Origin of the sequence: Butyrivibrio sp. VCB2006 (assembly GCF_000420945.1) — a bacterium.
Classification (GTDB): Bacteria; Bacillota; Clostridia; order Lachnospirales; family Lachnospiraceae; genus Butyrivibrio.
The window spans coordinates 18,669-40,569 of the sequence record NZ_ATVX01000003.1 but is presented as its reverse complement, the minus strand read 5'-3'; the positions used below and the strand labels follow the sequence as shown (position 1 = coordinate 40,569).

The window sequence follows — 21,901 nt, the reverse complement described above, 5'->3', positions numbered from 1 at the left end:
GAAATGGACATTTTTACTATCTTGATCAAGGTTATAGGTATTGTAGCCATAACTGTTTTGGGACTGCGTTATTATACTCACATGCTGCAGCTTTCCAGCTACCAGTTCCAGGGATACTTCAGATTCCTTGGTTCGATTCAGAGCAAGTTCGGACTTCATGTGGGAGCCGCATTCTCGCTGGTTCTTGCGCCGCTATTTTTGGCGTGGGAGCAGTTTGGGCTATATCTTCTGTTTGATATACTGGCCATCGTATTCATTGTGATGACAGTTTTCCTGTATTTACCCAAGCCTGCCAAGAAGAAATTCGTGGTAACTCCCAGAGTTAAGAGGCTTTTTATTACAGATGCGGTTTTGATCTGCATTTTACTTGTGATTTCTTTTATCCTGTACAATTCAAGTTCTAAGGGAATTGTGGCCGCGCTTATTGTATGGGCAGTTTATATCGGACTGTTCCCGCTTTTAACAGCTCTTGCCAACCTGATAAACAAACCCATTGAGAACAGAATCAATCAGTATTATATCGATGATGCCAAGAGAATTTTGAGAGAGCATCCAGGACTTCGTATTATTGGTATCACAGGAAGCTTTGGTAAGACCAGTGTTAAATACTATCTGACCACTCTTTTGTCCGAAGGCTACAGAGTTCTTATGACTCCAGAGAGCTACAATACTCCAATGGGTATTGTGAGAACTATAAGAGAGCACCTTATGCCTACTCACGAAATCTTTGTATGTGAAATGGGTGCCAGACACCTCCACGATATCAAGGAGATCACAGATATTGTCCATCCTGATGACGGAATACTTACTTCTATTGGTCATCAGCATCTTGAGACCTTCCACAGTCTTGAGAACATTATCAGCACCAAGTATGAACTTCTTGATGCGGTTGATGAGAAGGCCAAGGAAGATGGCAAGGCAGACAAGCACCTTAAGTTTGTAAACGGTGATAACCAGATAATCAGAGCCAATATGAAATACAAGGATGCCATTAAATACGGTATGTCCGAGGGTTGTGATTACAGAGCTACAGATATAAAGGTTTCCGGCAGCGGTACATCTTTTACCGTGACAGCACCTAATGGAGAGAGCTGTGAGTTTAGCACAAAACTCGTTGGAAGACATAACGTTGAGAACATTGTTGGTGCCATAGCTGCAGCAAACAGTCTTGGAGTTCCGATGACCAAGCTGCGTATTGCAGTCAGAAGACTTGCGCCTGTTCCACACAGACTTGAGCTTGTTAAGCACGGCACTGTTTCAATTCTCGATGATGCTTATAACTCCAATCCAAACGGAGCCAAAGTTGCTCTTGAGACTCTAGGTCTTTTCGAGGATAAGGTTAAGATCCTTGTTACTCCGGGAATGGTAGAGCTGGGAGAAAAAGAGGATGAGTACAACAAGGAGTTCGGAAGACAAGCAGCAGAAGTTTGTAACTATATTATCCTTGTTGGAGAAAAGAACAGCGCTTCCATCAAGGCCGGAGCCATTGAAGGCGGCTTTGATCCTGAGAGAATCTTTATAAAGAGCACTCTCAATGAGGCAACAGCGCTTATGTATGAGCTGGATGCAGGAAGAGAAAAGGTAATTCTTTTGGAAAACGATCTTCCTGATAATTATAAGTAATTAGAAATTGGTTTTAGAATTAGAAAGAAGGCAGAGTAATTATGAAGCTTAAACTGGCAGTTTTATTTGGTGGTAAGAGTACAGAGCATGAGATTTCAATCATCTCAGCGATTCAGGCAATCGGACATATTAACAGAGACAAGTACGACATCGTTCCTGTATACATCACCAAGAACAATGATTTCTACGTAGGTGAGTATGTGGACAAGATCGAGGAGTACACTCATATTCCTGAGCTTATCAAGAAGAGCACACAGGTTATCTGGGTTAAAGAGGGCGACAAGGTTTCTCTTTGCAGATGGCCTATGAAGAAGTTCGGAAACAACGTTATTTCTCAGGTTGATATCGCATTCCCTATTGTTCACGGAACAAACGTTGAGGATGGTACACTTCAAGGATATCTTGCAACTCTTGGACTTCCTGTAGTTGGATGTGATGTTCTTTCTTCTGCAGTTGGTATGAACAAGTACGTTATGAAGACTGTCCTCAAGGACAACGGAATTCCTGTTCTTGACTGCAAGTGCTACACCTGGAAGGACTATGAGGATGTAAACGCTCTTGTTGAAAAGATTGAGAAGGCCTTTGAATATCCTGTTATCATCAAGCCTCTTAACCTTGGTTCAAGTATCGGTATCAAGAAAGCAAATGACAGAGATGACCTTTTAGAGGCTCTTGACCTTGGATTTGAGTTCTCCAAGAAGATCCTGGTTGAGCCTGCTATCTCAGACCTTAAAGAAATTAACTGCTCAGTTATAGGTGACTACGAGGAAGCTAAGGCTTCTGAGTGTGAAGAGCCTGTTAACTCTGATGATATTCTCAGCTTCGAGGATAAGTATATCGGCGGTGCTAAGGGCGGTGCCAAGGGTGCTAAGACCGGTGGCAGCAAGGGAATGGCTTCTCTTAAGAGAAAGATCCCTGCTGAGATCAGCGATGCAAGAAGAGAAGAAATCAGAAAGATGGCTGTTGATGCATTCAAGTGCCTTGGATGCTCAGGCGTTTCCAGAATCGATTTCATGATCGACAAGAAGACTGATAAGGTATATCTTAACGAGATCAATACTATTCCGGGATCACTTTCCTTCTATTTGTGGGAGCCACTTGGAGTTAAGTATGCAGATCTTTTGGATGAAATGATAGAGCTGGCTCTTAAGGCAGACAGAGAGAGCCACAAGGTAGTTTATTCCTTTGAGACTAACGTTCTTGAAGGTGTTCATCTTGGCGGTGGAAGTAAAGGCGCAAAGGGTTGATAAAAATAAGCGGTATGCATAGGTGATATGCATACCGCTTTTGTTGTGTCTATGTGATTTCGAATTACTGTGCGTTCTTGATATAAGTATCTTCGACGATTTTCTTGACGTACTGATCGATATTTTTCTGATCTTCTTTTGAAAGCTCAGACATGATGATTGGCTTGCAGTACTCGATAGTAACGTGAGTTGATTTGATAAATGGTGCGTGCTTTTCCAATATTTCATCTGAGTGATTGATTACAACAGGAACGATTGGACAGTTTGTTTTCTGAGCAATCTTAAAGCTTCCTTTTTTGAACTCGCCCAGTGGAAGATCAGTCTTGTTACGGGTTCCTTCAGGATAGATGAAGATTGAGATTCCGTTTTTAACCTTATCTATGGCTGTCAGGATCATCTCCATGCCCTTACGGATATCCTTTCTATCAAGGAAAAGACAGTCCATATAGATCATCCAGATATTGAGAAGCGGTACTTTGAGAACTTCCTTTTTGGAAATAAAGCCTGTTGGTCTTGGAACTCTTGGGTAAGCCAGAACAATATCGAAGATACTGCGGTGGTTACCGATGTAGAGGACTGCTGTGTCCTTAGGAACGTTTTCTTCGCCGATGACAGTTCTTTTAACACCGCTGATAAAAGATACTACGTTAAATGCCCAACTTACAATGGCAAGGGAAACGGTCTTCTTGGCCCAGGGATTGAACTTGCCCACAATCCATAGAACGCCCTGAATAGGGAGACTAAGTATCAGAAATATCGCAACAAATAAAACTGCGAGAATGGAACGTATCATGTTAAAATGCCTCTTTTCTAAAATTAGTACTTAAAATTACCAATATATTTTCTCATGGTTGTATAAAAAAGTGAATATTAATATTTTCGGCTTGAAATATGGTGGTGTGTTATAGCATTATATACCTAGTGCATGGAAGAAAGTGATGCACGTGGGAATTGGAATTAATGAATGTAGTTATTTGAATATGAGCATGTGGGGTGAAAATATGCTGATAGTTAAGGGCGGATTCTTAATTGACCCAAAGGGCGCCGACAGCGGCGTAAAAGATATTATCATCGATGGTGACAGGATTGTTAATATTTGTGAGCCTGACAGCGACTTGGTTAAAGGGCTCATGTCTGATGCGGACTGCAAGGTTATTGATGCTACCGGCAAAATGGTGGCGCCGGGCCTTGTGGATTGTCACGTTCATTTTAGAGACCCCGGATTTACCTACAAAGAGGATATAGAGACCGGTGCTGGAGCTGCTGCAAGAGGTGGTTTTACCACGGTTGTCATGATGGGCAACACACAGCCCCACATGGATAACGTGGATACCATTAAGGATGTTCTGGAAAGGGGCGCACAGACCGGGATAAGAGTCTACACCTGCGGAAACGTCACAAGAGATATGGCGGGAAAAGAGCTGGTGGATATGGACGCTCTTATAAATGCCGGAGCAGTTCTTTTTACTGATGATGGTAAGCCCATTACGGATGCATCCCTAATGGAGAAGGCATGCACAGAAGCAGCAAAGCGGGGCAAGGTGATAAGTCTTCACGAGGAAGATCCTTCATTTATCACAGATAACGGAATAAATGCCGGAGAGGTAGCAGAGAAACTTGGACTCAAGGGTTCCCCAAGGGATGCGGAAATCTCAATGGTTAAAAGAGATATAGAAATCGCGGAAAAAACAGGAGCCGAGATTGTAGTTCAGCATATTTCCGCTGCAGAATCGGTTGAGCTTATAAGAGATGCCAGAAAAAGAGGCGTTAAGGTTCATGCGGAGGCAACACCTCACCACTTTACCCTTACTCAGGATGCAGTTTTGAAGTTTGGCTCTCTTGCCAAGATGAATCCGCCGCTTCGACTTGAAAGCGACAGAATGGCCATAATAGAGGGACTTAAGGATGGCACAATTGAGATGATTGCCACAGATCATGCACCTCATTCAAGAGAAGAAAAGCAGAAGGACCTAAAGAGTGCTCCAAGCGGAATCACAGGACTTGAGATATCTCTGGCTTTGGGAATCAGGGAGCTTGTAGAGACAGGTCTTTTGACAATGGAAGAGCTTATCGACAGGATGAGTGCGGGACCTGCAGGAGTATATGGTCTGGACGCAGGATATATCAAAGAGGGCGGCCTTGCCGATCTGGTGGTGTTTGATCCGGGGGAAGAGTGGAGCTTTGTGCAGAGCGCGTCTAAGTCTTCCAATACGCCGTTTTTGGGACAGAGACTTCCGGGAAAAATATCTTTTACCATATGCAAGGGAAATATTGTGTATGCGGGATAATGTTTAAATAAATCAAAGATAATATTTTGAGGAGTAGGCAATGGGAAGAAAAGAGAAATCGGAGGCTAAGGTACTTAGTCAGAAAATGCTTGCTGAGGGGATTTTTGATCTATGGCTTGAAACTGACCTTGCGATGGATGCACATCCGGGGCAGTTTGTGGGAGTTTACCCGACTAATAAGTCGACTCTTTTGCCAAGACCAATCAGTATCTGCGAGGTAGACAGGGAAAAGTCCGCTATTAGGCTGGTTTACAGAGTTGTAGGAACAGGAACTGCTGAGTTTACTTTGTATCAGCCAGGGGATTACATGATGATTCTGGGGATTCTGGGAAATGGATTTCCACTTGATAAGGCAGCAGGCAAAAGAGTTGTTGTTATGGGCGGTGGAATCGGAGTGCCACCACTTCTTCAGACAGCAAAAGAACTGTCGGGAAAGGCTGCTAATCTTAGCTCAAATGTGACAGCAGCGTCAGTTGCTGCTGTTATGGGATATAGAAATCAGAAAACATTCCTTGCTGAGGACTTCAGAAAGTATTCTGAGCTTGTCATTGCTACAGAGGATGGCAGCGTTGGAACCAAGGGAAATGTCATAGATGCCATGGGGCAGCAGAATGTAGAGTGCGATGTAATTATGGCCTGCGGTCCAATGCCTATGCTTAAGGCCATCAAAGCCTACGCGGAGGAAAAGGGAATTACAGCCTACATCTCCCTGGAAGAGAGAATGGCCTGCGGAGTTGGTGCTTGTCTTGGATGTATCTGCAAGACCAAAGAGGTTGATGAACACTCACACGTGCATAATGCTCGAATTTGCACAGATGGTCCTGTGTTCGATGCAGAGGATATTGATTTTTGATGACTGTGCAATTATGAGCAGAGCAGCGACGAGAGAATAGATGGAGAATACTATGAATACACAAGTTGAGATAGCAGGCGTTAAATTCAAAAATCCCGTTATGACAGGATCAGGAACCTTTGGCTCCGGAATGGAATATGCGGATTTTGTTGATCTGAATAAACTGGGAGCAGTAGTTACAAAGGGTGTTGCCAATGTGCCATGGCCCGGAAATCCGGTTCCGAGGGTGACAGAAGTATATGGCGGAATGCTAAATGCCATTGGACTTCAGAATCCCGGAATAGATGTCTTTATAGAAAGAGATCTGGAATTTTTGAAAAAATATGACACAAAAGTCATTGTAAATGTATGTGGTAAGAGCGTAGAGGACTATCTGGAAGTAGTAGAGCGCCTTGGGGATGAATCCAGAGTGGATATGCTGGAAATCAACGTATCCTGCCCTAACGTAAAAGAGGGAGCCATTGCCTTTGGGCAGAATAAGGATGCTCTTTTTGACATTACATCAAGGATCAAAAAGGTGGCTAAGCAGCCGGTTATCATGAAGCTTAGTCCTAATGTTACAAGTATTGCGGAGATGGCTAAAGCTGCAGAGGCAGCAGGTGCTGATGCTATTTCACTTATCAATACTATTACCGGAATGAAGATAGACATTCATAAAAGAAAATTTGCCCTGGCAAATAAGACCGGCGGAATGTCAGGCCCTGCAATCAAGCCTGTGGCTGTACGTATGGTTTACGAAGCATCACATGCTGTAAAGATTCCTATTATCGGAATGGGAGGAATTGCAAACGGAGACGATGCCATAGAGTTTATAATGGCAGGAGCTACCGCAGTGGCTGTAGGTGCCATGAATTTCCATGATCCATACACTACCGAGAAGGTGGTAGAGGGAATTGAGAACTATATGACAAGATACAATGTGGAAGATATAAACGAGCTTCGAGGCATTGTGGAATAAAGACAAAGAAAAAGGAAGGACAATTGAGTCCTTCCTTTTTGATTACTAGCAACGTTATTCAGTTACTGTTTTTCCTGTCAGCTCGTCGAAGCCCTTCATAACAGCTTCATAGGTCTGCTGAGAAATATCCGGGAGCTTGCCGCCCCAGGTCTTTTCTGCCTGAGCAAAACCTTTTTCGAAGGCGGATCTCATTTTCTCGAGCTGGTCAGGGTCGTCTCCGGCAAGGGCCTTAGCAAAGTCAAGGATTCGATCAGATGTCTGCTTAACACCCCAATATCCATCCTCTGCGATATCGGCCTGGGCCTGAGCCTTTGTGGCTGCGTCGACAGTAAAATCACCTTTCGCAAGGAAACTCCAAATGGAGTCATCCGGATTGTCAGAGTTTGCGATGCCATAGCTCTTAGCCTGCTTGCCCATCATCTTATTAACAATGTCAAGGAGCTGTTGCTGACGGATCGCATCATCTGCTTTGAGCTGCTGGATGATCTTGGTCCTGTCCGCTTCTTTGGAGGAAACAGAAGATGTCTTTTCGTCTGATTTCTCATAGACAGCGGCAGCCTCCTGCTTTACCTTAACCTCATCGTCTTTCTTCTTTTCTTCAACAGAATTAGGATTGACGGTTGAAGCATAGGTAGTAGCGATGTTGTTAGTAACCTCGGTAACTCCGTTTACGCCCATATAGAACTCCTTTTCCGCGACGGTTACTTCGCTGAAACGAAACAATAGTTTACCTAATCCCCTTATCGGCATTTTTTCAAAAAACTTTAGAGTTAAAACAAAATTTTTTTAATTTTTTTTGACTTTTTTTCTTGAGTTTGATGTTTACTGGTGAGAAGATGTAAGAGAATTGATGATAAGCGTGTTTATGCGCTTTTACAGACTAATAATAACTGGAGACGTGATTATTTATGAAGATAGAGAGATTGGCATATGCCAAAATCAATCTGGGACTGGATGTTACAGGAAGAAGAGCCGACGGATACCATATTGTCCGCATGATAATGCAGAATGTGGATATCTATGACACCCTTTCTTTTGAAGATAATGATACGGGAGAAATTATTCTTACAGCCAATTCTGAGAAGATTCCCACGGATGAGTCAAACCTTATCTGCAAGGTTGCTAGACAACTTCAGGCTGAATACGGTGTTAATAAGGGAGCCAAAATTCATTTGGAGAAAAGAATTCCTGTAGCTGCGGGAATGGCAGGAGGCAGCACAGACGGAGCTGCGGCATATCTGGCACTCAATGAACTTTGGGGCCTTGGACTTGATAAAAACAGGCTTTGCGAGCTGGCGGTTAAGCTGGGAGCAGACATTCCGTACTGTATCATAGGAGGAACAGCTCTGGCTGAGGGCATAGGCGAGGAACTTACAATTATCTCCGATATGCCTGAATGCAATATTGTAGTTGCCAAGCCGGATATTGATGTTTCCACAGGTTGGGTTTACAAGGAACTCGATAGCAAGGAAATAGAGAATCATCCGGATATCGACGGCATAAGAAAGGCCATTGAGAGTAATGATCTGAAAAAAATGTGCGATCTTATCGGAAATGTCCTTGAGCCGGTTACGGCATCCAAATATGAAGTCATCGGCAAGCTGGAAGCTCTTTTAACGCAGGCCGGTGCAGTAGGGGCCTTCATGACAGGTAGCGGACCTACAGTATTTGGAATATTTGATGATAAGGGCAAGGCACAAAAAGGGTACGATGCTATATGCAACAATGCTCTTGCGCCGCAGGTATTTATTACAAAGGCAATTAATCCAAATAAGATATGAATGAATAAAATGTGATGGGTGGTGAACGAACAGACAATAGATAGTGGTAGTAAATGAGGAGTAAATATTATGACAAAAACTGTAGATGTTCATGTAACAGGAATTCATTCGAGACCCGGAGAGCCTACGGAGAAGATAATGACCAGCTCGGTAGGTACATATCAGGATATGGAAGATGGCAGACGCCTTGTGGAATATGATGAGGAGCAGGATGCCGCAAACGGAGTTATTAAGGTTCACAATCAGGTATATATCGCTTCTGATGGCAAAAGCATGGAAATCGTCAGAGGAGGCGAGGTTCAGAATCGTCTGGAATTTGGAGAAAAGATGGAGTATGACACTGAGTACAGCACACCATATGGCTCCATGTCCATGAAGGTTGTGACTAACAGCTTTGATTTCAATACCAGTCATCAGGAAGAGGCCATGAAAGTAATGGCGGAGTATGCACTGGAAATGGAAGGACAGGTATTGTCGGATTCCATGATAATAATAGAGATAAAAAATGCGGAGACAAGATGACTTGTCTCCGCTTTACTATATGCAAATAATTATTTAACCATCTTAGCGCCGGCTTTTTCCTGTGCCTTAGCAACCAAGTCCTTAAAGAAGCCTTTCTTTTTCTGCTCAGGAGCAGCTGTCTTACCATGAAGACCTCTAACTTCTGTTACATAGATACCACTTACAGAAGCCTTAACTTCTTTTTTAACAGGAACACTATCAAAAATCTTCTCATCACAGATGAGGCTCATTACACGGCTTCCAACTCTAACCTTGAGGATAGGAAGCTTGGATCTGCGAAGAAGCTTGGGAGTCTGCTCGATAACTGCCTGTGGAAGGCCTGCTTCATTAAGCTTCATTCTCTTTTTATCAATGATCAGCATTGTAACAGACTGCTTCATAGCATCGAGCTGTACCTGCTGCTCTTCCTGCTTTTTCTGTGCTTTTTTTCCAAAGAAATAAAGTGCAACAATTGCAGCCACAAGAATAACTGCAATGACAATAGCGACAATAGCTCCAGTACTCAAAACTAAATCCTCCAATATCTAACAAACTAAACTCTGCGGCCAAATTGATAAAAATATATCTTGGCCTGCGTAGAAAATATTGTAGCATTCTTTACTCTACATGGCAAATAAAATACTTTAATCTCTTGAAAATGTGTGGTAGTATAAGGAATATTGTTTTTAATATGGAAACAGTATAGATTTTTTTAGTTTTCAAGGAGAAGTATTATGAAGAAAAAACTATCAGTGCTACTGGCGGGAGTAATGGTGTGCACTATGTTTACAGCATGCGGTAAAGAGGCAGCTGAGGGTAATGAAAGTGCAGCAACAGATAGCAGTGTTGAGGCAGCTGCTACAGAGAATTCAGCAGAGGCAGCTTCAGGGCTGACAATTGATTTTGATAATCTCGAGACCAAGGTTCTTGGTGATGTTAAGGCATCAGATTATGTAACACTTGGTGAGTACAACGGGATCACACTTGAGGCCAAGCAGGAAGCGGTTACAGACGCAGCAGTTGAGGACTACGTCAATAACCTTTGGTCATCTAATCCACTTATGCTGGAGATTACAGACAGAACAGTTCAGGACGGAGATACCGTTGATATCGATTATGTAGGTAAATATGCTGACACTAAGGAAGCTTTTGATGGTGGTACAGCTGAGGGCGCAAGCCTTAAGATCGGTTCTAACACATACATCGACGGATTTGAGAGCGGACTTGTTGGTGCAGAAGTTGGCGAGACAAGAGATCTTAACCTCACATTCCCAGAGGACTATGGTGCAGAGAACCTTGCAGGCAAGGATGTTATTTTCACTGTAACAGTTAACAAGATTACAGCTCCTGATTCAGAAATGTCAGATGAGTGGGCAGCAGGCCTTGGACTTGATGGTGTAACAGATCTTGCTTCTCTTAAAGAGTATGCATTTAATACACTTACAGAGCAGGCAAAGGCTAAATATGATTCAACAGTAGAGAACACAGCAGTTCAGATGGTATACGATGCAGCAGTATTCGGCGATATTCCACAGGAACTTGTTAACAGATATATGCTTCAGCAGAAGCAGATGCTTGATTATCAGGCAACAATGTACTCATACTACTATGGTCAGCAGCTTACAACAGCTGATATGCTTAGCATGTACATGAACAATGAAGGCTTTGTTGGAACAGCTGATGACTACCTTAACGATATTTCCAAGGATATGGCTCAGCAGTACATTTTGTTCCAGGCAATTGCTGATGAACAGGGCATTGAAGTTTCTGAGGATGAGATCAATGATTACCTCAAGAACGCATATGACAATGCTTCTACAACATCTTTCAGCTCTTTCGAAGAGTACAAGGCTTCTCTTGATCTTGAGATCTACAGAGAAGGACTTATGGCTGATAAGGTTGTAGAATTCATTGTAAATAATGCACACGTTGTTCAGGCAGAGACAACAGAAGTTGGAGAGACTGCAGAGGCAGCTGGCGAGGCTTCTTCAACAGTTGCAGAATAAAGAAAACTAAGGAGAGAAAAGATGAGAACAAAAATTAAAGAGCTGTTCAGAAACACCTCTGAATATGCTTCCAAAGAAGTGACCATCTGCGCTTGGGTACGTACAAACCGCGCACAGGCACAGTTTGGATTCCTTAACGTTAACGACGGATCATTTTTTGAGAATTTACAGGTTGTTTACGATCAGGAACTTAATAATTTTGAGGACATCTCCAAGATAAGAGTAGGTGCCAGCGTTAAGGTAACTGGTAATGTAGTACTTACTCCAGAAAACAAACAGCCTTTCGAAGTAAAGGCTACAGCAGTAGAACTTCTCGGTGACTGCCCCGAGAGCTATCCTATTCAGCCAAAGCGTCACACAAGAGAGTATCTTAGAACAGTGGCACACCTTCGTCCACGTACTAACCTCTTCAGCGCTGTATTCCGTATCAGAAGCGTAGCTGCAATGGCAGTTCACACTTATTTCCAGGACAGAGGATACCTTTACGTTCATACTCCTCTTATCACAGGTGCAGACTGTGAGGGTTCAGATCAAATGTTCAAGATTACAACCCTTAACATGAATGATCTTCCTATGACAGAGGAAGGCAAGGTAGATTTCAGCAAGGATCTTTTCGGTAAGCAGTCCTTTATCACAGGTTCAGGACAGCTTCAGGGCGAGACCTTCGCTATGGCTTTCGGTGATATCTACACCTTTGGACCTACTTTCAGAACTGAGAACTCAAACACCCAGACACATGCTAATGAGTTCTGGATGATCGAGCCTGAGATGGCTTTCTGTGATCTTGAAGGCCTTATGGACATCGAAGAGGAAATGCTTAAGTTCGTAGTTAAGTATGTATGCGACAAGTGTCCTGAGGAGATTGATTTCTGCGATAAGTTTGTATCTAACGGCCTTAAGGCTAAGCTTAACGATATCGTAAATGCTCACTTTACTCGTATCAGCCACCATGACGTTGTTGATATTCTTAAGGCAGCAGACGTTAAGTGGGAATTCGAGCCTGATTACGGCGAGGATATTGCCAAGGAACACGAGAAGTACATCGTTGAGCACTTTGGCGGTCCTGTATTTATCACAGACTGGCCTAAGGATATCAAGGCTTACTACATGAAAGTCAACCCAGACAACAAGACAGTTGCAGCTGTAGACCTTCTCGTACCACAGGCCGGCGAGCTTATGGGAGGTAGCCAGAGAGAAGAGAACCTCGACAAGCTCATCGAGAGAATGGATGAGATGGGCGTAGATAAAGAGGGCATCGACTGGTATCTCGATACAAGAAGATACGGCGGTTGCATCCACAGTGGTTTCGGTATGGGATTTGAGCGTCTTATTATGTACTTAACTGGAGTTGAGAACATCCGTGACGTAATTCCTTATCCAAGAACACCTAGAAACTGTGATTTCTAAGTATATATGGCACTCCTTTGAATTATCTCATTGGAGTGCCTTTTTATTTCATAGGAAAAACCTATGAAATAAAAACGCTCCGCTATGGATGCGCACTCGCGCGATATGTAAATGATGCTGAAGCATCCGCGCGCGGCGCGAGCATGTTGCAAGAAACATGCTATATTATGGGCTTATGTTGATTGGTCGGTTTTAGTTCTGATATACTAATGATTAATAAAGAAAATGACAGGGAGGGGCGGTATGAAAAAAAGAAAACTACATATTCTTTGTGCTGTCTTACTTGTCTTTTTGTTTGTAATGGCGGAGCCGGCGACAGTTTATGCCACAACCAGTGAGGAACTGGAGCAGAATCAGAAAAAACTGGAGCAGGAAGAAAAGGCTCTTGAGAAACAAAAGAAGGATCTTGAGAAGCAGAGCAAGGACAGCCAGAACAAGCTTAATAACGCCAATAGCCAGATTGGTGATTATTCTGAGGCCAAGGAGGATACACAGGAAGCTATCGATGAGACAAATAGCGAACTTGTGGGCCTGATGGCAGATATAGAGCTTATAAAAGAGGATATTGCAAACAAGGAAGTACTTATCGACAAGACTCAGAAAGAGTACGATGATGCCAAAGCCCATGAGGAGAATCTCTATGCGGCTATGGTACAGCGTGTTAAGTACATGTATGAAAAAGGCAATACCTCGTATGTGCAGATTCTTTTAACAGCAACAAGCTACGCAGACGCCCTTAACAAGGTGTCCTACGTAGAGGAAATGTATGAATACGATAGGATTAAGCTGGCGGAATATGTAGCCGCCAAAGAGGCAGCAGAGGCTTATGGTGAGCAGCTTGAGGCTGAGAAGGCAGAGCTTGAGACTTCTCAGTACGAGCTGGAAGAAGAGCAGGCCTATATGGAGGAACTTCTTGCTCAGTATAAGGCTACTTACGCAGATTATGAGGTTAAGCTTGCCAAGGCCAAGCAGGATGCGGCAGTTTATACTGCTCAGGTTAAGAGTCAGCAGTCCGGAATTGCAAACCTTCAGAAGCAGATAGAGGCCAAGCAAAAAGAAGTAGATGCAGCCAAGAAGGCAGCCCAGGAAGCCAAGGAAGCAGAGGAAGCTGCCAAGGCAGAAGCTGAGAGAGCTGAAGCTGAAAAGAATGGTTCAGGAGATACATCTGTAGCATCTTCCAATGGAGGAGGCTCAAGTTCAAGTAGTTCCGGCGGATCCAAGAGTTATTCTTCGCCGGGTAGTTTGTCAGGTTCCAACATAGCAAGCTATGCCTGCCAGTTTGTGGGTAATCCATATGTAGCCGGAGGAACAAGCCTTACAAACGGAGCAGATTGTTCTGGATTTGTTCAGTCAGTATATAAGGCCTTTGGAGTATCAGTTCCCAGAACAAGCTGGGCGCAGGGGTCTTATGGTAGAGAAGTGTCTTATGCAGATGCCCAGCCGGGGGATGTTATTTATTATGGCGGGCATGTGGGAATATATATTGGTGGTGGACAGATAGTTCACGCCAGCACTCAGAAGACCGGAATTAAGTACTCTCCGGCAACTTACAGATCAATTATTTCAGTGAGACGATTTATTTAACCAGGAGGTAAAATGGCTTCAGAAGAAAAAGTGATTGTCATTGACTTCGGTGGGCAGTACAACCAGCTTGTGGCCCGCAGAGTCAGAGAATGTAATGTTTACTGTGAAATTTATTCCTATCGTACCCCTATTGATCAGATTAAGGCGATGAATCCTAAGGGTATCATTCTGACAGGTGGTCCTAATTCATGTTACGAAGAGGGCGCTCCTACTTATACCAAGGAACTTTTTGAACTTGGTATTCCTGTCCTGGGCCTTTGCTACGGCGCTCAGCTTATGATGCACGTTCTTGGCGGCAAGGTTGAGAAGGCTCCTGTTCGTGAGTATGGTAAAACCGAGACTTTCATCGACGGCTCCAAGGAAGCTCTTTTTGCAAGCGTTGAGGATAAGACAATTGTCTGGATGAGCCATTTTGACTATATCAGCAAGGTTGCTCCCGGATTCGAGATTATTGCCCACACCACTGATTGCCCTGTTGCAGCAGCTGCCTGTGAGGACAAAAAGCTCTATGCAATTCAGTTCCATCCAGAGGTTCTTCATACAGTTAAGGGCAAAGAGATTCTTCGCAACTTTGTACGTGGAATCTGCGAGACTGCAGGCACCTGGAGAATGGATTCCTTTGTTGAGAATACTGTTAAGGAAATCCGCGAGAAGGTTGGAGATGGTAAGGTTCTGCTGGCTCTTTCAGGAGGTGTTGATTCATCAGTACTTGCGGCACTTCTTGCTAAGGCAATCGGTAAGCAGCTTACCTGCGTATTTGTAGACCACGGCCTGCTTCGTAAGAACGAAGGTGATGAGGTCGAGGGAGTATTCGGACCAAAGGGAAACTTCGATATCAATTTTATCCGCGTCAATGCGGCTGAGAGATACTACGCTAAGCTCAAGGGCGTTGAAGAGCCAGAGCGCAAGCGTAAGATTATCGGCGAAGAGTTCATCCGTGTATTTGAGGAAGAGGCCAAGAAGATTGGCAGAGTAGATTTCCTTGCACAGGGAACTATTTATCCTGACGTTGTTGAATCAGGACTTGGCGGAGAATCCGTTGTTATCAAATCCCACCACAACGTGGGCGGACTTCCTGACTATGTTGATTTCAAAGAGATTATTGAGCCACTTCGCTCATTGTTTAAAGATGAGGTTAGAAAGGCCGGTCTTGAACTTGGTCTTCCTGAGTACCTGGTATTTCGTCAGCCATTCCCGGGCCCCGGTCTTGGAATCCGCATCATAGGCGAAGTTACAGCCGAGAAGGTCCGTATTGTTCAGGACGCAGACTTTATCTACCGCGAAGAGCTTGCAAACGCAGGCCTCGAGAAGCTTCCAGACCAGTACTTCGCAGCTCTTTCCAACATGCGATCTGTTGGCGTTATGGGCGATGAGCGTACCTACGACTACGCTGTAGTTCTCCGTGCCGTTGAAACTATCGACTTCATGACAGCCGAGGCTTCCGAGATTCCTTTCGAGGTTCTCCAGCGCGTCATGAGCCGCATCATCAACGAGGTCAAGGGCGTTAACCGCGTAATGTACGACCTTACAAGTAAGCCCCCGGGAACTGTGGAGCTTGAGTGATAACGAGCCGGGCACGAGACAATTTATATGAAAAACACGTAGTGTTTTTAGCATAAGATAAAAGGCAGGACGAATGCTTGCATTCATGTCCTGTCTTTTATTTTATGCGTGAAATCCCGAAGGGATTTTCATATAAATTGGCGAAGTATCCGGCGACAACAGACTATAATCGAAATCGCTGTATTTCAAGCGATTTCGATTATAGGAGTGATTATATTGCTTTTTTTAATTGTGTAGGTTATATTCTTATTCAGTATTCATATTTTTCTTTAACAATCGTTTTGTGGTGATATATGTCTTACCACGCAAAATTCCTTGTTTTTTGTTTGTGTTGTGCCAGCTCTGGTGTTTTGAGTTTGCTATGGAAAGCGGCAATAGGTGATGTTGACACTAGGAAAAGGAATATTATTGCTTACAAGTGTCGATTTCGAGTTGCGGCGACACTAGTAGGAGCGAGAACTAGATATTCTAGTGTCATAACAGGGTAAATGGGGGAGGGAAAAGAACGTTTTAGACACTAGATTTGGGATATAGCTCTAATACTAGTGTCTGTTGATTGTAAATGAGGTATGAATGGACACTAGAAATATTATTTTTTTGCAAATTTTAGTGTTCATGATAATAAAAAGAGTAGGAGGATAGAAAAATAGAAGATTATTCAGCCCAGTTAAAAAGACAGATTGAATGGCTAGATAAGGTTATTGCTGAAACACAAAGATCACTAAGTGCATTTAGAATCACTGAAGATAGACCAATCAGGACGTCAAAAAGAAAAAATGGATTTCAATATTATTTGGAATCATCGGAAGGAAAGCTTGAGTATGTGAAGCAAAAAGACATGGATAAGGTTAAAAGGATAGTTCAAAGGGACTATTATCAGGCTGTGCTTAATAGGTTGCATTTTACACAAGGGAAAATTGAGAAATTTCTAAAGGTATATGATATGGATTCAATTAATGCTGTATATAACAACCTTAGCGATGCTAAGAAAGCATTAGTTGCTCCAATCATTCCAACTGATGAACAATATATCGAGATTTGGAGGAAAAGAAATACCGGAGGATTGAATTCTTTTCCTGAAGAAGGACAATTTCTAACCATCAGAGGTGAGAAGGTTAGATCTAAATCTGAAAAAATACTAGCGGATATGTTTGAAAAGTCAGGAATACCATATAGCTATGAGCCACAACTTAGAATAAATGATGGAAAAATCCTATATCCGGATTTTGCACTGTTGAACGTTCGTACAAGAAGAACAATATATTGGGAACATTTCGGCCTGGCGTCTGATGGAGAATATGCAAAAAACGCTCTTTCGAAGCTTAATTCGTACGAACAAGCAGGATTTGAACTTGGAAATGACTTGATAATATCGATAGAAACAATCCAAAAGCCGCTTGATATCAAGCAAATTAGAGAAAAGATAAAAAGATATCTGTTATAATCAGTATAATCGCTGATATGGGGGCACTATCACTAAATTGGAGCCTCAAATAATCTTGAATTATTCAAGATGGGGAATATTATGGAAATTGTTTGTATAAAGCAAGGACATCCCCTATGGGAAAAGACAATAAACTATGCGCAAGAGTGCTCCTGGAAGGCTGGACCATACCTTGCTTCCAGAATGCAAAATAATGCATTCAACGAGTGGGAGAGTGTAATTGTTGCCACAGCGGGTGATTCGATCATTGGGTATTGTACACTGAGTGAAAAGGATGAATTACCTGATGAGTATTGTTTCACCCCATTTATTGGATTCATGTTTGTTGATGAGAACGCCCGTGGGAAGCAAATTTCAGAGAAGATGATAGAAATGGATCAGCTTTTTGAAAAAGAACTGTAGAAATACTAAAAGAAGATCAATGACCAAAAGAGGATAGTAGAAATATTATGGATTTCATAGATGCACTACAACAAGGTAATCTTGAAGAAATACGTAAATGCCCTAAAGCAGATCTACATAATCACTTTGTTTTAGGTGGAAGTAGACAGTATTTAAAAGAGCATACAGGAAAAGATATTAAACCAATCTTTGAGCCGATTCACTCCATGGATGAAATGCATGCATGGAATTCGCAGAATATTGGAGAAGATTTCAATTCATCCGAGGGACGGAGGCTGTTAATTGAGGCAACATTTGCCCAGGCCAAGGAAGATGGTGTTACTATATTGGAAATTGGTGAAGATGTCTGGGGGCTTGGTGAGTTTTTCAATGGGAACATAGAGGAACTTGTTAATGCATTTGAATCAGCGCATAAAGAGATTGCTCCGGAGATTGAACTTAGACTTCAGATTGGTATGTCCAGACATTGTGATATAGCATATCTGGAGGATTGCCTTTCTCATTTCTGGGGATGCAAGGCGTTTTACTCAATTGACCTGTATGGAGATGAACTGGCGCAGCCAATTGAAAACTTCAAATCAATTTATCGCCGTGCAAAAGCTGAAGGGCTTAGGCTTAAAGCTCACGTGGGTGAGTGGGGCACAGCTGAGGATGTACGCCGCGCTGTTGAGGAACTCGAGCTGGATGAAGTACAGCATGGAACTGCGGCAGCAGAAGATCCTTCTGTAATCAGATTCCTTGTAGATAATCACATAAGGCTTAATATCACGCCTACCAGTAACTATTTGCTTGGAAGAGTAAAAGATATGAAGACTCATCCCATAGCAGAACTATGTAGAAATGGCGTTGATGTAACCATAGGCTCTGACGATGTTTTAATCTTCGATTCAGATGTTTCTAAAGAATATCTGCGTTTATATCAATGCGGATGTTTGAAACCTGAGGAGTTGGACGATATACGGAAAAAAGGACTTAGGACAGTTTGAAATCTTGATTGCTTTTATCAATATTAGTTAAAAATATGAAATAGAAACGGGATTTTTATTCCGACTATGTTACCAACATAGTAGCGCGACACTAGAAATGACGCTAGGTATGTGTACAAGTGTCGATTTTAATGTGCTGCGACACTTGTAGACTGATAAGGTTGCTATTCTAGTGTCTTCGTGGGATAAAAAAGAAGGAAAATTGGAGCCAAAGACACTAGAACGACAAGCATACAATGAATTCTAGTGTCTGCTATATGTAGATGAGGTATAAACGGACACTAGAAAGACGATTACTGATCAATTCTAGTGTCAGTGAAGAAATAAAGAAGCTAGGAGAAGAAGGAAGTTAGTTGGTGACAAATTGTCACCAGTTGATAATGGCTACGCAGGATGGAAAGAACAGACTTACTGATGTCGCAAACACGGAGCAACTTCTATGTAAAAAAGAGTGACCCGAGGTCACTCTTTTTTCAATGTCTTATCAATTGCCAACCCCAATATAGCTCCAATCAATGCCATAAAGAAGGAATCAAAGTTGGAGACAAGGTACTGGACAAAGCCTTCGAGGATATCGATGCCTTCAAGGCGAGCTACTTTGGGCTTGCCGTTAACAATAAGATCTGCTGATTCGGAGTTGTACTCATATTCAAGGCTCAGAGCTTTCCCCTGTGCGTAGACCTTCTGATTGCCGCAGAAGAAACTATTTTGGGATGTTCCGGTGGTGCAGTACAAAGCGGCATCATCATTGCTAAAGAATCCTGAGATTGTACCAATATGGCCATTTAGATACAGAGCATCACTGGGGTTCATCAGGGAAATAGTCACATCAGAGACGCTGGAAAAAGAAAATTCTCCCATTCCATGAAGATTTATATTACCGCCGCAGTCGCTCAGGACAACATCTCCAAGCTTGATCACAGTATTATCGTTGGCATAAAGCGGATCACCAAAGCCTACATAAATGCTGGGAAGAGAGCTGATATTATTAATTGTTACTTCCAAAGGTGCTGTTGTGACCTTGTTGTATTCTTGGCTGGTGTCGTAGTCACTTTCCGTTACACGACTTTCATATTTGAGCCCTATTGAATCCGCCTGTACGTCATCCACAGCAGATGCTGAAGAAAGAAATTGAATTATGGGATTACTTATACCCCCAAGGGAGAGATTTTCTCCCTCTTCAGAAGGTACGGATGTAAACTCAATAACCAGTTCGTAAGGGGCCGCGTGATAGGTCTTCCCATTAAGGTCAAAAGAAATATCGCTTTCATTGGTAAGAATAGCGTCACCGGAATACAGAGAATAGGATTGAAATTCCATTTCTCCATTAAAGTTTTCCATAACAACATCTTTAGGCTCGCCCTGAAGAATGATGGAAGTATTATTCTTTTTAGCCAAATACAGGATTGCAATGCCGATGAAGGCAACTATGAATACAAAAAGAATTACCAGATAAAATTTGTTTTCTCTGCTCTTAGATTCCATGGGTTCTCCTAAACAGTACATGCTTCAGAAAAAATGTAATTTGACATACGAATAATCAATAGAATAAAAACGCAAATAAGTATTTGTATATACATGATAACACACAAAGCCAAGACTAACCTAGCCATAGCATCTAATAATCTCAATATCTTAAACTTACTTTCACTTTTACCCTAGCTATTACCATAGGAGAAATGGTACAATATATTGTATAAAAACAGTCAACTATACAACTATTAGTTTCTATGAAACTTTATCCTTAAAATCAGCAACCTAGTTAAACGGCACCAAGTTGGGGGACGGAAATGCCATTTAAAATAGATTCGTTTATACTGCTGTTTGCGACAGTATTCTTGTTTTACATCATTCGCAGCAAATTCAGACCATATGTGCTTTTGCTGGCGAGCCTGGTCTTTATCTACAGATTAGATGTTCGCTCTTTTGCATGGGTAATTGCCACATCTGCCATAGTGTACGGCTTCGGGTTATTGGAAGACCGTGCTATAAGTGAGGATAAACATAAGCAGGCCAAGGTAATAGCAACTATCGGTGTATGCATTAGCATTATTTCCCTGGTTGTTCTTAAGTATTCGGCAAAATGGAGCCTTTCGGATAAAATAATGGAGCAGCTGATAATTCCCATTGGCTTTTCCTACTACATTTTCCAGGCCATTTCATATCAGGTTGACATTTATCAGGGGAAGACCAAGGCTGAAAAGAATCCTGCATATTTCCTGCTGTACATGTGCTTTTTTCCAAAGTTTGTCAGTGGACCTATCGAAAGGCCGCAGGACTTTTTGTCTCAGGTAAAAGAGCTGGATAAAGTCAGATTTTTTGCAGATCAAAGACTATCAATCGTATTTCCTACAATGCTGTACGGCTTTTTCATGAAGGTCGTGATGGCAGACAGGCTGGCTATTTATACACCAAAGCTTTTGAACTATCCGCATATCTTCGGCTCAAAATGGCTCTTTGCCGGATTTATCATGTATACACTCCAGATATACTGCGACTTTGCGGGATATAGCGCATTGGCAGTAGGTGTGGGAAGGCTTTTCGGAATCAGGCTTAAAGAAAACTTCTTTGTACCGTACCTTACTCCGGATATAAGCGTGTTCTGGCGAAGATGGCACATGTCCCTGTCAACATGGCTAAGAGACTACGTCTATATTCCTCTTGGGGGGAACAGAAAGGGCCTTTTCAGAAAAATCATTAATACGCTGATTGTCTTTTTAGTATGCGGCATGTGGCATGGAGTGGGACTAAGTTTCGTGATTTGGGGACTTCTCCACGGAATATACATTACGATACACACCTTATATAGAAACTTCGCTGGTAAAAGACAAATCAAGAACAAATTCTTATCTGTAAGCAGGTACCTTGTCGATATCGTAGTAACCTTCTTCTGTGTGGCCCTGGCGTGGATCTTTTTCGGGGCACCAAGCACTAAATTTGCACTTAATTATATCTTTAGAATGTTCACCATTGGAGTGGGTGAAGTGCCGATGGAAGCTCAGACCATAGAGCTTGGAGTCGGGATGATGGACAGAAATATAATTGTATTTCCGCTGATCATTCTTTTCCTGGATATCATTTGCCTGGTAAAAAAGCTGCCATTTGGTGAGGCACTGATGAAATATCCGGCAGTTTTCAGGTATTCAGTTGAGTTTGTGATGATAATGGGAATCTTTTTACTGGGAATTTACGGACCCGGCTACAACGCTCAGGACTTCATGTACATGAACTTCTAAAAAACACGGGATCTAAGCATTT

At 42.5% G+C, this 21,901-nt stretch carries 19 protein-coding genes; 15 read left to right on the top strand and 4 right to left on the bottom strand.

Annotated elements, in window-relative coordinates; genetic code table 11:
• The first annotated feature begins 3 nt into the window (after positions 1-3).
• Complete coding sequence (locus G613_RS0103020; protein ID WP_029231248.1) at positions 4-1,623, top strand: Mur ligase family protein; 1,620 nt, start codon at positions 4-6, stop codon at positions 1,621-1,623.
• Between the two features lie 41 nt (positions 1,624-1,664).
• On the top strand, positions 1,665-2,870 hold the full coding sequence (locus tag G613_RS0103015) for a D-alanine--D-alanine ligase family protein (RefSeq protein WP_029231247.1): 1,206 nt from the start codon (positions 1,665-1,667) through the stop codon (positions 2,868-2,870).
• A gap of 64 nt (positions 2,871-2,934) precedes the next feature.
• Here the strand turns inward: G613_RS0103015 and G613_RS0103010 are convergent, their stop codons facing one another.
• On the bottom strand, positions 2,935-3,663 hold the full coding sequence (locus G613_RS0103010; protein ID WP_029231246.1) for a lysophospholipid acyltransferase family protein: 729 nt from the start codon (positions 3,661-3,663) through the stop codon (positions 2,935-2,937).
• 208 nt (positions 3,664-3,871) lie between these two features.
• Here G613_RS0103010 and G613_RS0103005 point away from each other — a divergent pair, with 208 nt between their 5' ends.
• From G613_RS0103005 to G613_RS0102995, 3 genes are read left to right on the top strand one after another with little or no spacing between them, the layout of a single operon-like run.
• Entirely contained in the window at positions 3,872-5,158 is a 1,287-nt protein-coding gene (locus tag G613_RS0103005) for a dihydroorotase (RefSeq protein ID WP_029231245.1), read from the top strand.
• Between the two features lie 40 nt (positions 5,159-5,198).
• The gene (locus G613_RS0103000; protein ID WP_029231244.1) at positions 5,199-6,011 is read left to right on the top strand and encodes a dihydroorotate dehydrogenase electron transfer subunit; all 813 of its coding nucleotides are present in this window, start codon (positions 5,199-5,201) and stop codon (positions 6,009-6,011) included.
• A 52-nt stretch (positions 6,012-6,063) separates the two neighbouring features.
• Positions 6,064-6,969, top strand: a complete 906-nt coding sequence (locus G613_RS0102995; RefSeq protein WP_029231243.1) for a dihydroorotate dehydrogenase — start codon at positions 6,064-6,066, stop codon at positions 6,967-6,969.
• A gap of 54 nt (positions 6,970-7,023) precedes the next feature.
• On the opposite strand, the gene G613_RS0102990 is transcribed toward G613_RS0102995, so the two are convergent.
• Positions 7,024-7,647, bottom strand: coding sequence for a hypothetical protein (locus G613_RS0102990; protein WP_029231242.1), 624 nt, complete (start codon positions 7,645-7,647; stop codon positions 7,024-7,026).
• A 230-nt stretch (positions 7,648-7,877) separates the two neighbouring features.
• Between G613_RS0102990 and ispE the strand changes: the two genes are divergently transcribed.
• Together ispE and G613_RS0102980 are read left to right on the top strand one after the other, a co-directional pair.
• Positions 7,878-8,750, top strand: coding sequence for a 4-(cytidine 5'-diphospho)-2-C-methyl-D-erythritol kinase (gene ispE, locus G613_RS0102985; RefSeq protein ID WP_029231241.1), 873 nt, complete (start codon positions 7,878-7,880; stop codon positions 8,748-8,750).
• Between the two features lie 69 nt (positions 8,751-8,819).
• Positions 8,820-9,272 (top strand): DUF1934 domain-containing protein, encoded by a 453-nt coding sequence (locus G613_RS0102980; RefSeq protein WP_029231240.1) that lies wholly within the window; start codon positions 8,820-8,822, stop codon positions 9,270-9,272.
• A 29-nt stretch (positions 9,273-9,301) separates the two neighbouring features.
• Here the strand turns inward: G613_RS0102980 and G613_RS0102975 are convergent, their stop codons facing one another.
• Positions 9,302-9,778, bottom strand: coding sequence for a hypothetical protein (locus tag G613_RS0102975; protein ID WP_029231239.1), 477 nt, complete (start codon positions 9,776-9,778; stop codon positions 9,302-9,304).
• A 207-nt stretch (positions 9,779-9,985) separates the two neighbouring features.
• On the opposite strand from G613_RS0102975, the gene tig reads away from it, so the two are divergent.
• The 7 genes from tig to G613_RS0102940 all read left to right on the top strand — a co-directional run bounded on the left by tig (position 9,986) and on the right by G613_RS0102940 (position 18,643).
• Entirely contained in the window at positions 9,986-11,257 is a 1,272-nt protein-coding gene (gene tig, locus G613_RS18390; protein ID WP_029231238.1) for a trigger factor, read from the top strand.
• A 21-nt stretch (positions 11,258-11,278) separates the two neighbouring features.
• Positions 11,279-12,664, top strand: a complete 1,386-nt coding sequence (asnS, locus tag G613_RS0102965) for an asparagine--tRNA ligase (RefSeq protein ID WP_029231237.1) — start codon at positions 11,279-11,281, stop codon at positions 12,662-12,664.
• Positions 12,665-12,907: 243 nt separating this feature from the next.
• Positions 12,908-14,248 (top strand): C40 family peptidase, encoded by a 1,341-nt coding sequence (locus tag G613_RS0102960; RefSeq protein ID WP_029231236.1) that lies wholly within the window; start codon positions 12,908-12,910, stop codon positions 14,246-14,248.
• 12 nt (positions 14,249-14,260) lie between these two features.
• The gene (gene guaA, locus G613_RS0102955) at positions 14,261-15,811 is read left to right on the top strand and encodes a glutamine-hydrolyzing GMP synthase (protein ID WP_029231235.1); all 1,551 of its coding nucleotides are present in this window, start codon (positions 14,261-14,263) and stop codon (positions 15,809-15,811) included.
• 838 nt (positions 15,812-16,649) lie between these two features.
• Positions 16,650-17,255: a hypothetical protein gene (locus G613_RS18385; RefSeq protein ID WP_155828020.1), complete on the top strand. Its 606-nt coding sequence runs from the start codon at positions 16,650-16,652 to the stop codon at positions 17,253-17,255.
• Between the two features lie 81 nt (positions 17,256-17,336).
• A complete protein-coding gene (locus tag G613_RS0102945; RefSeq protein ID WP_029231233.1) occupies positions 17,337-17,657 on the top strand; it encodes a GNAT family N-acetyltransferase in 321 nt (106 codons plus the stop codon).
• Positions 17,658-17,704: 47 nt separating this feature from the next.
• Entirely contained in the window at positions 17,705-18,643 is a 939-nt protein-coding gene (locus G613_RS0102940; RefSeq protein ID WP_029231232.1) for an adenosine deaminase, read from the top strand.
• A gap of 462 nt (positions 18,644-19,105) precedes the next feature.
• Here G613_RS0102940 and G613_RS0102935 read toward each other — a convergent pair whose 3' ends face one another.
• Positions 19,106-20,128, bottom strand: a complete 1,023-nt coding sequence (locus G613_RS0102935; protein ID WP_029231231.1) for a hypothetical protein — start codon at positions 20,126-20,128, stop codon at positions 19,106-19,108.
• 305 nt (positions 20,129-20,433) lie between these two features.
• Here G613_RS0102935 and G613_RS0102930 point away from each other — a divergent pair, with 305 nt between their 5' ends.
• On the top strand, positions 20,434-21,879 hold the full coding sequence (locus G613_RS0102930; protein ID WP_029231230.1) for an MBOAT family O-acyltransferase: 1,446 nt from the start codon (positions 20,434-20,436) through the stop codon (positions 21,877-21,879).
• Positions 21,880-21,901: the final 22 nt, after the last annotated feature.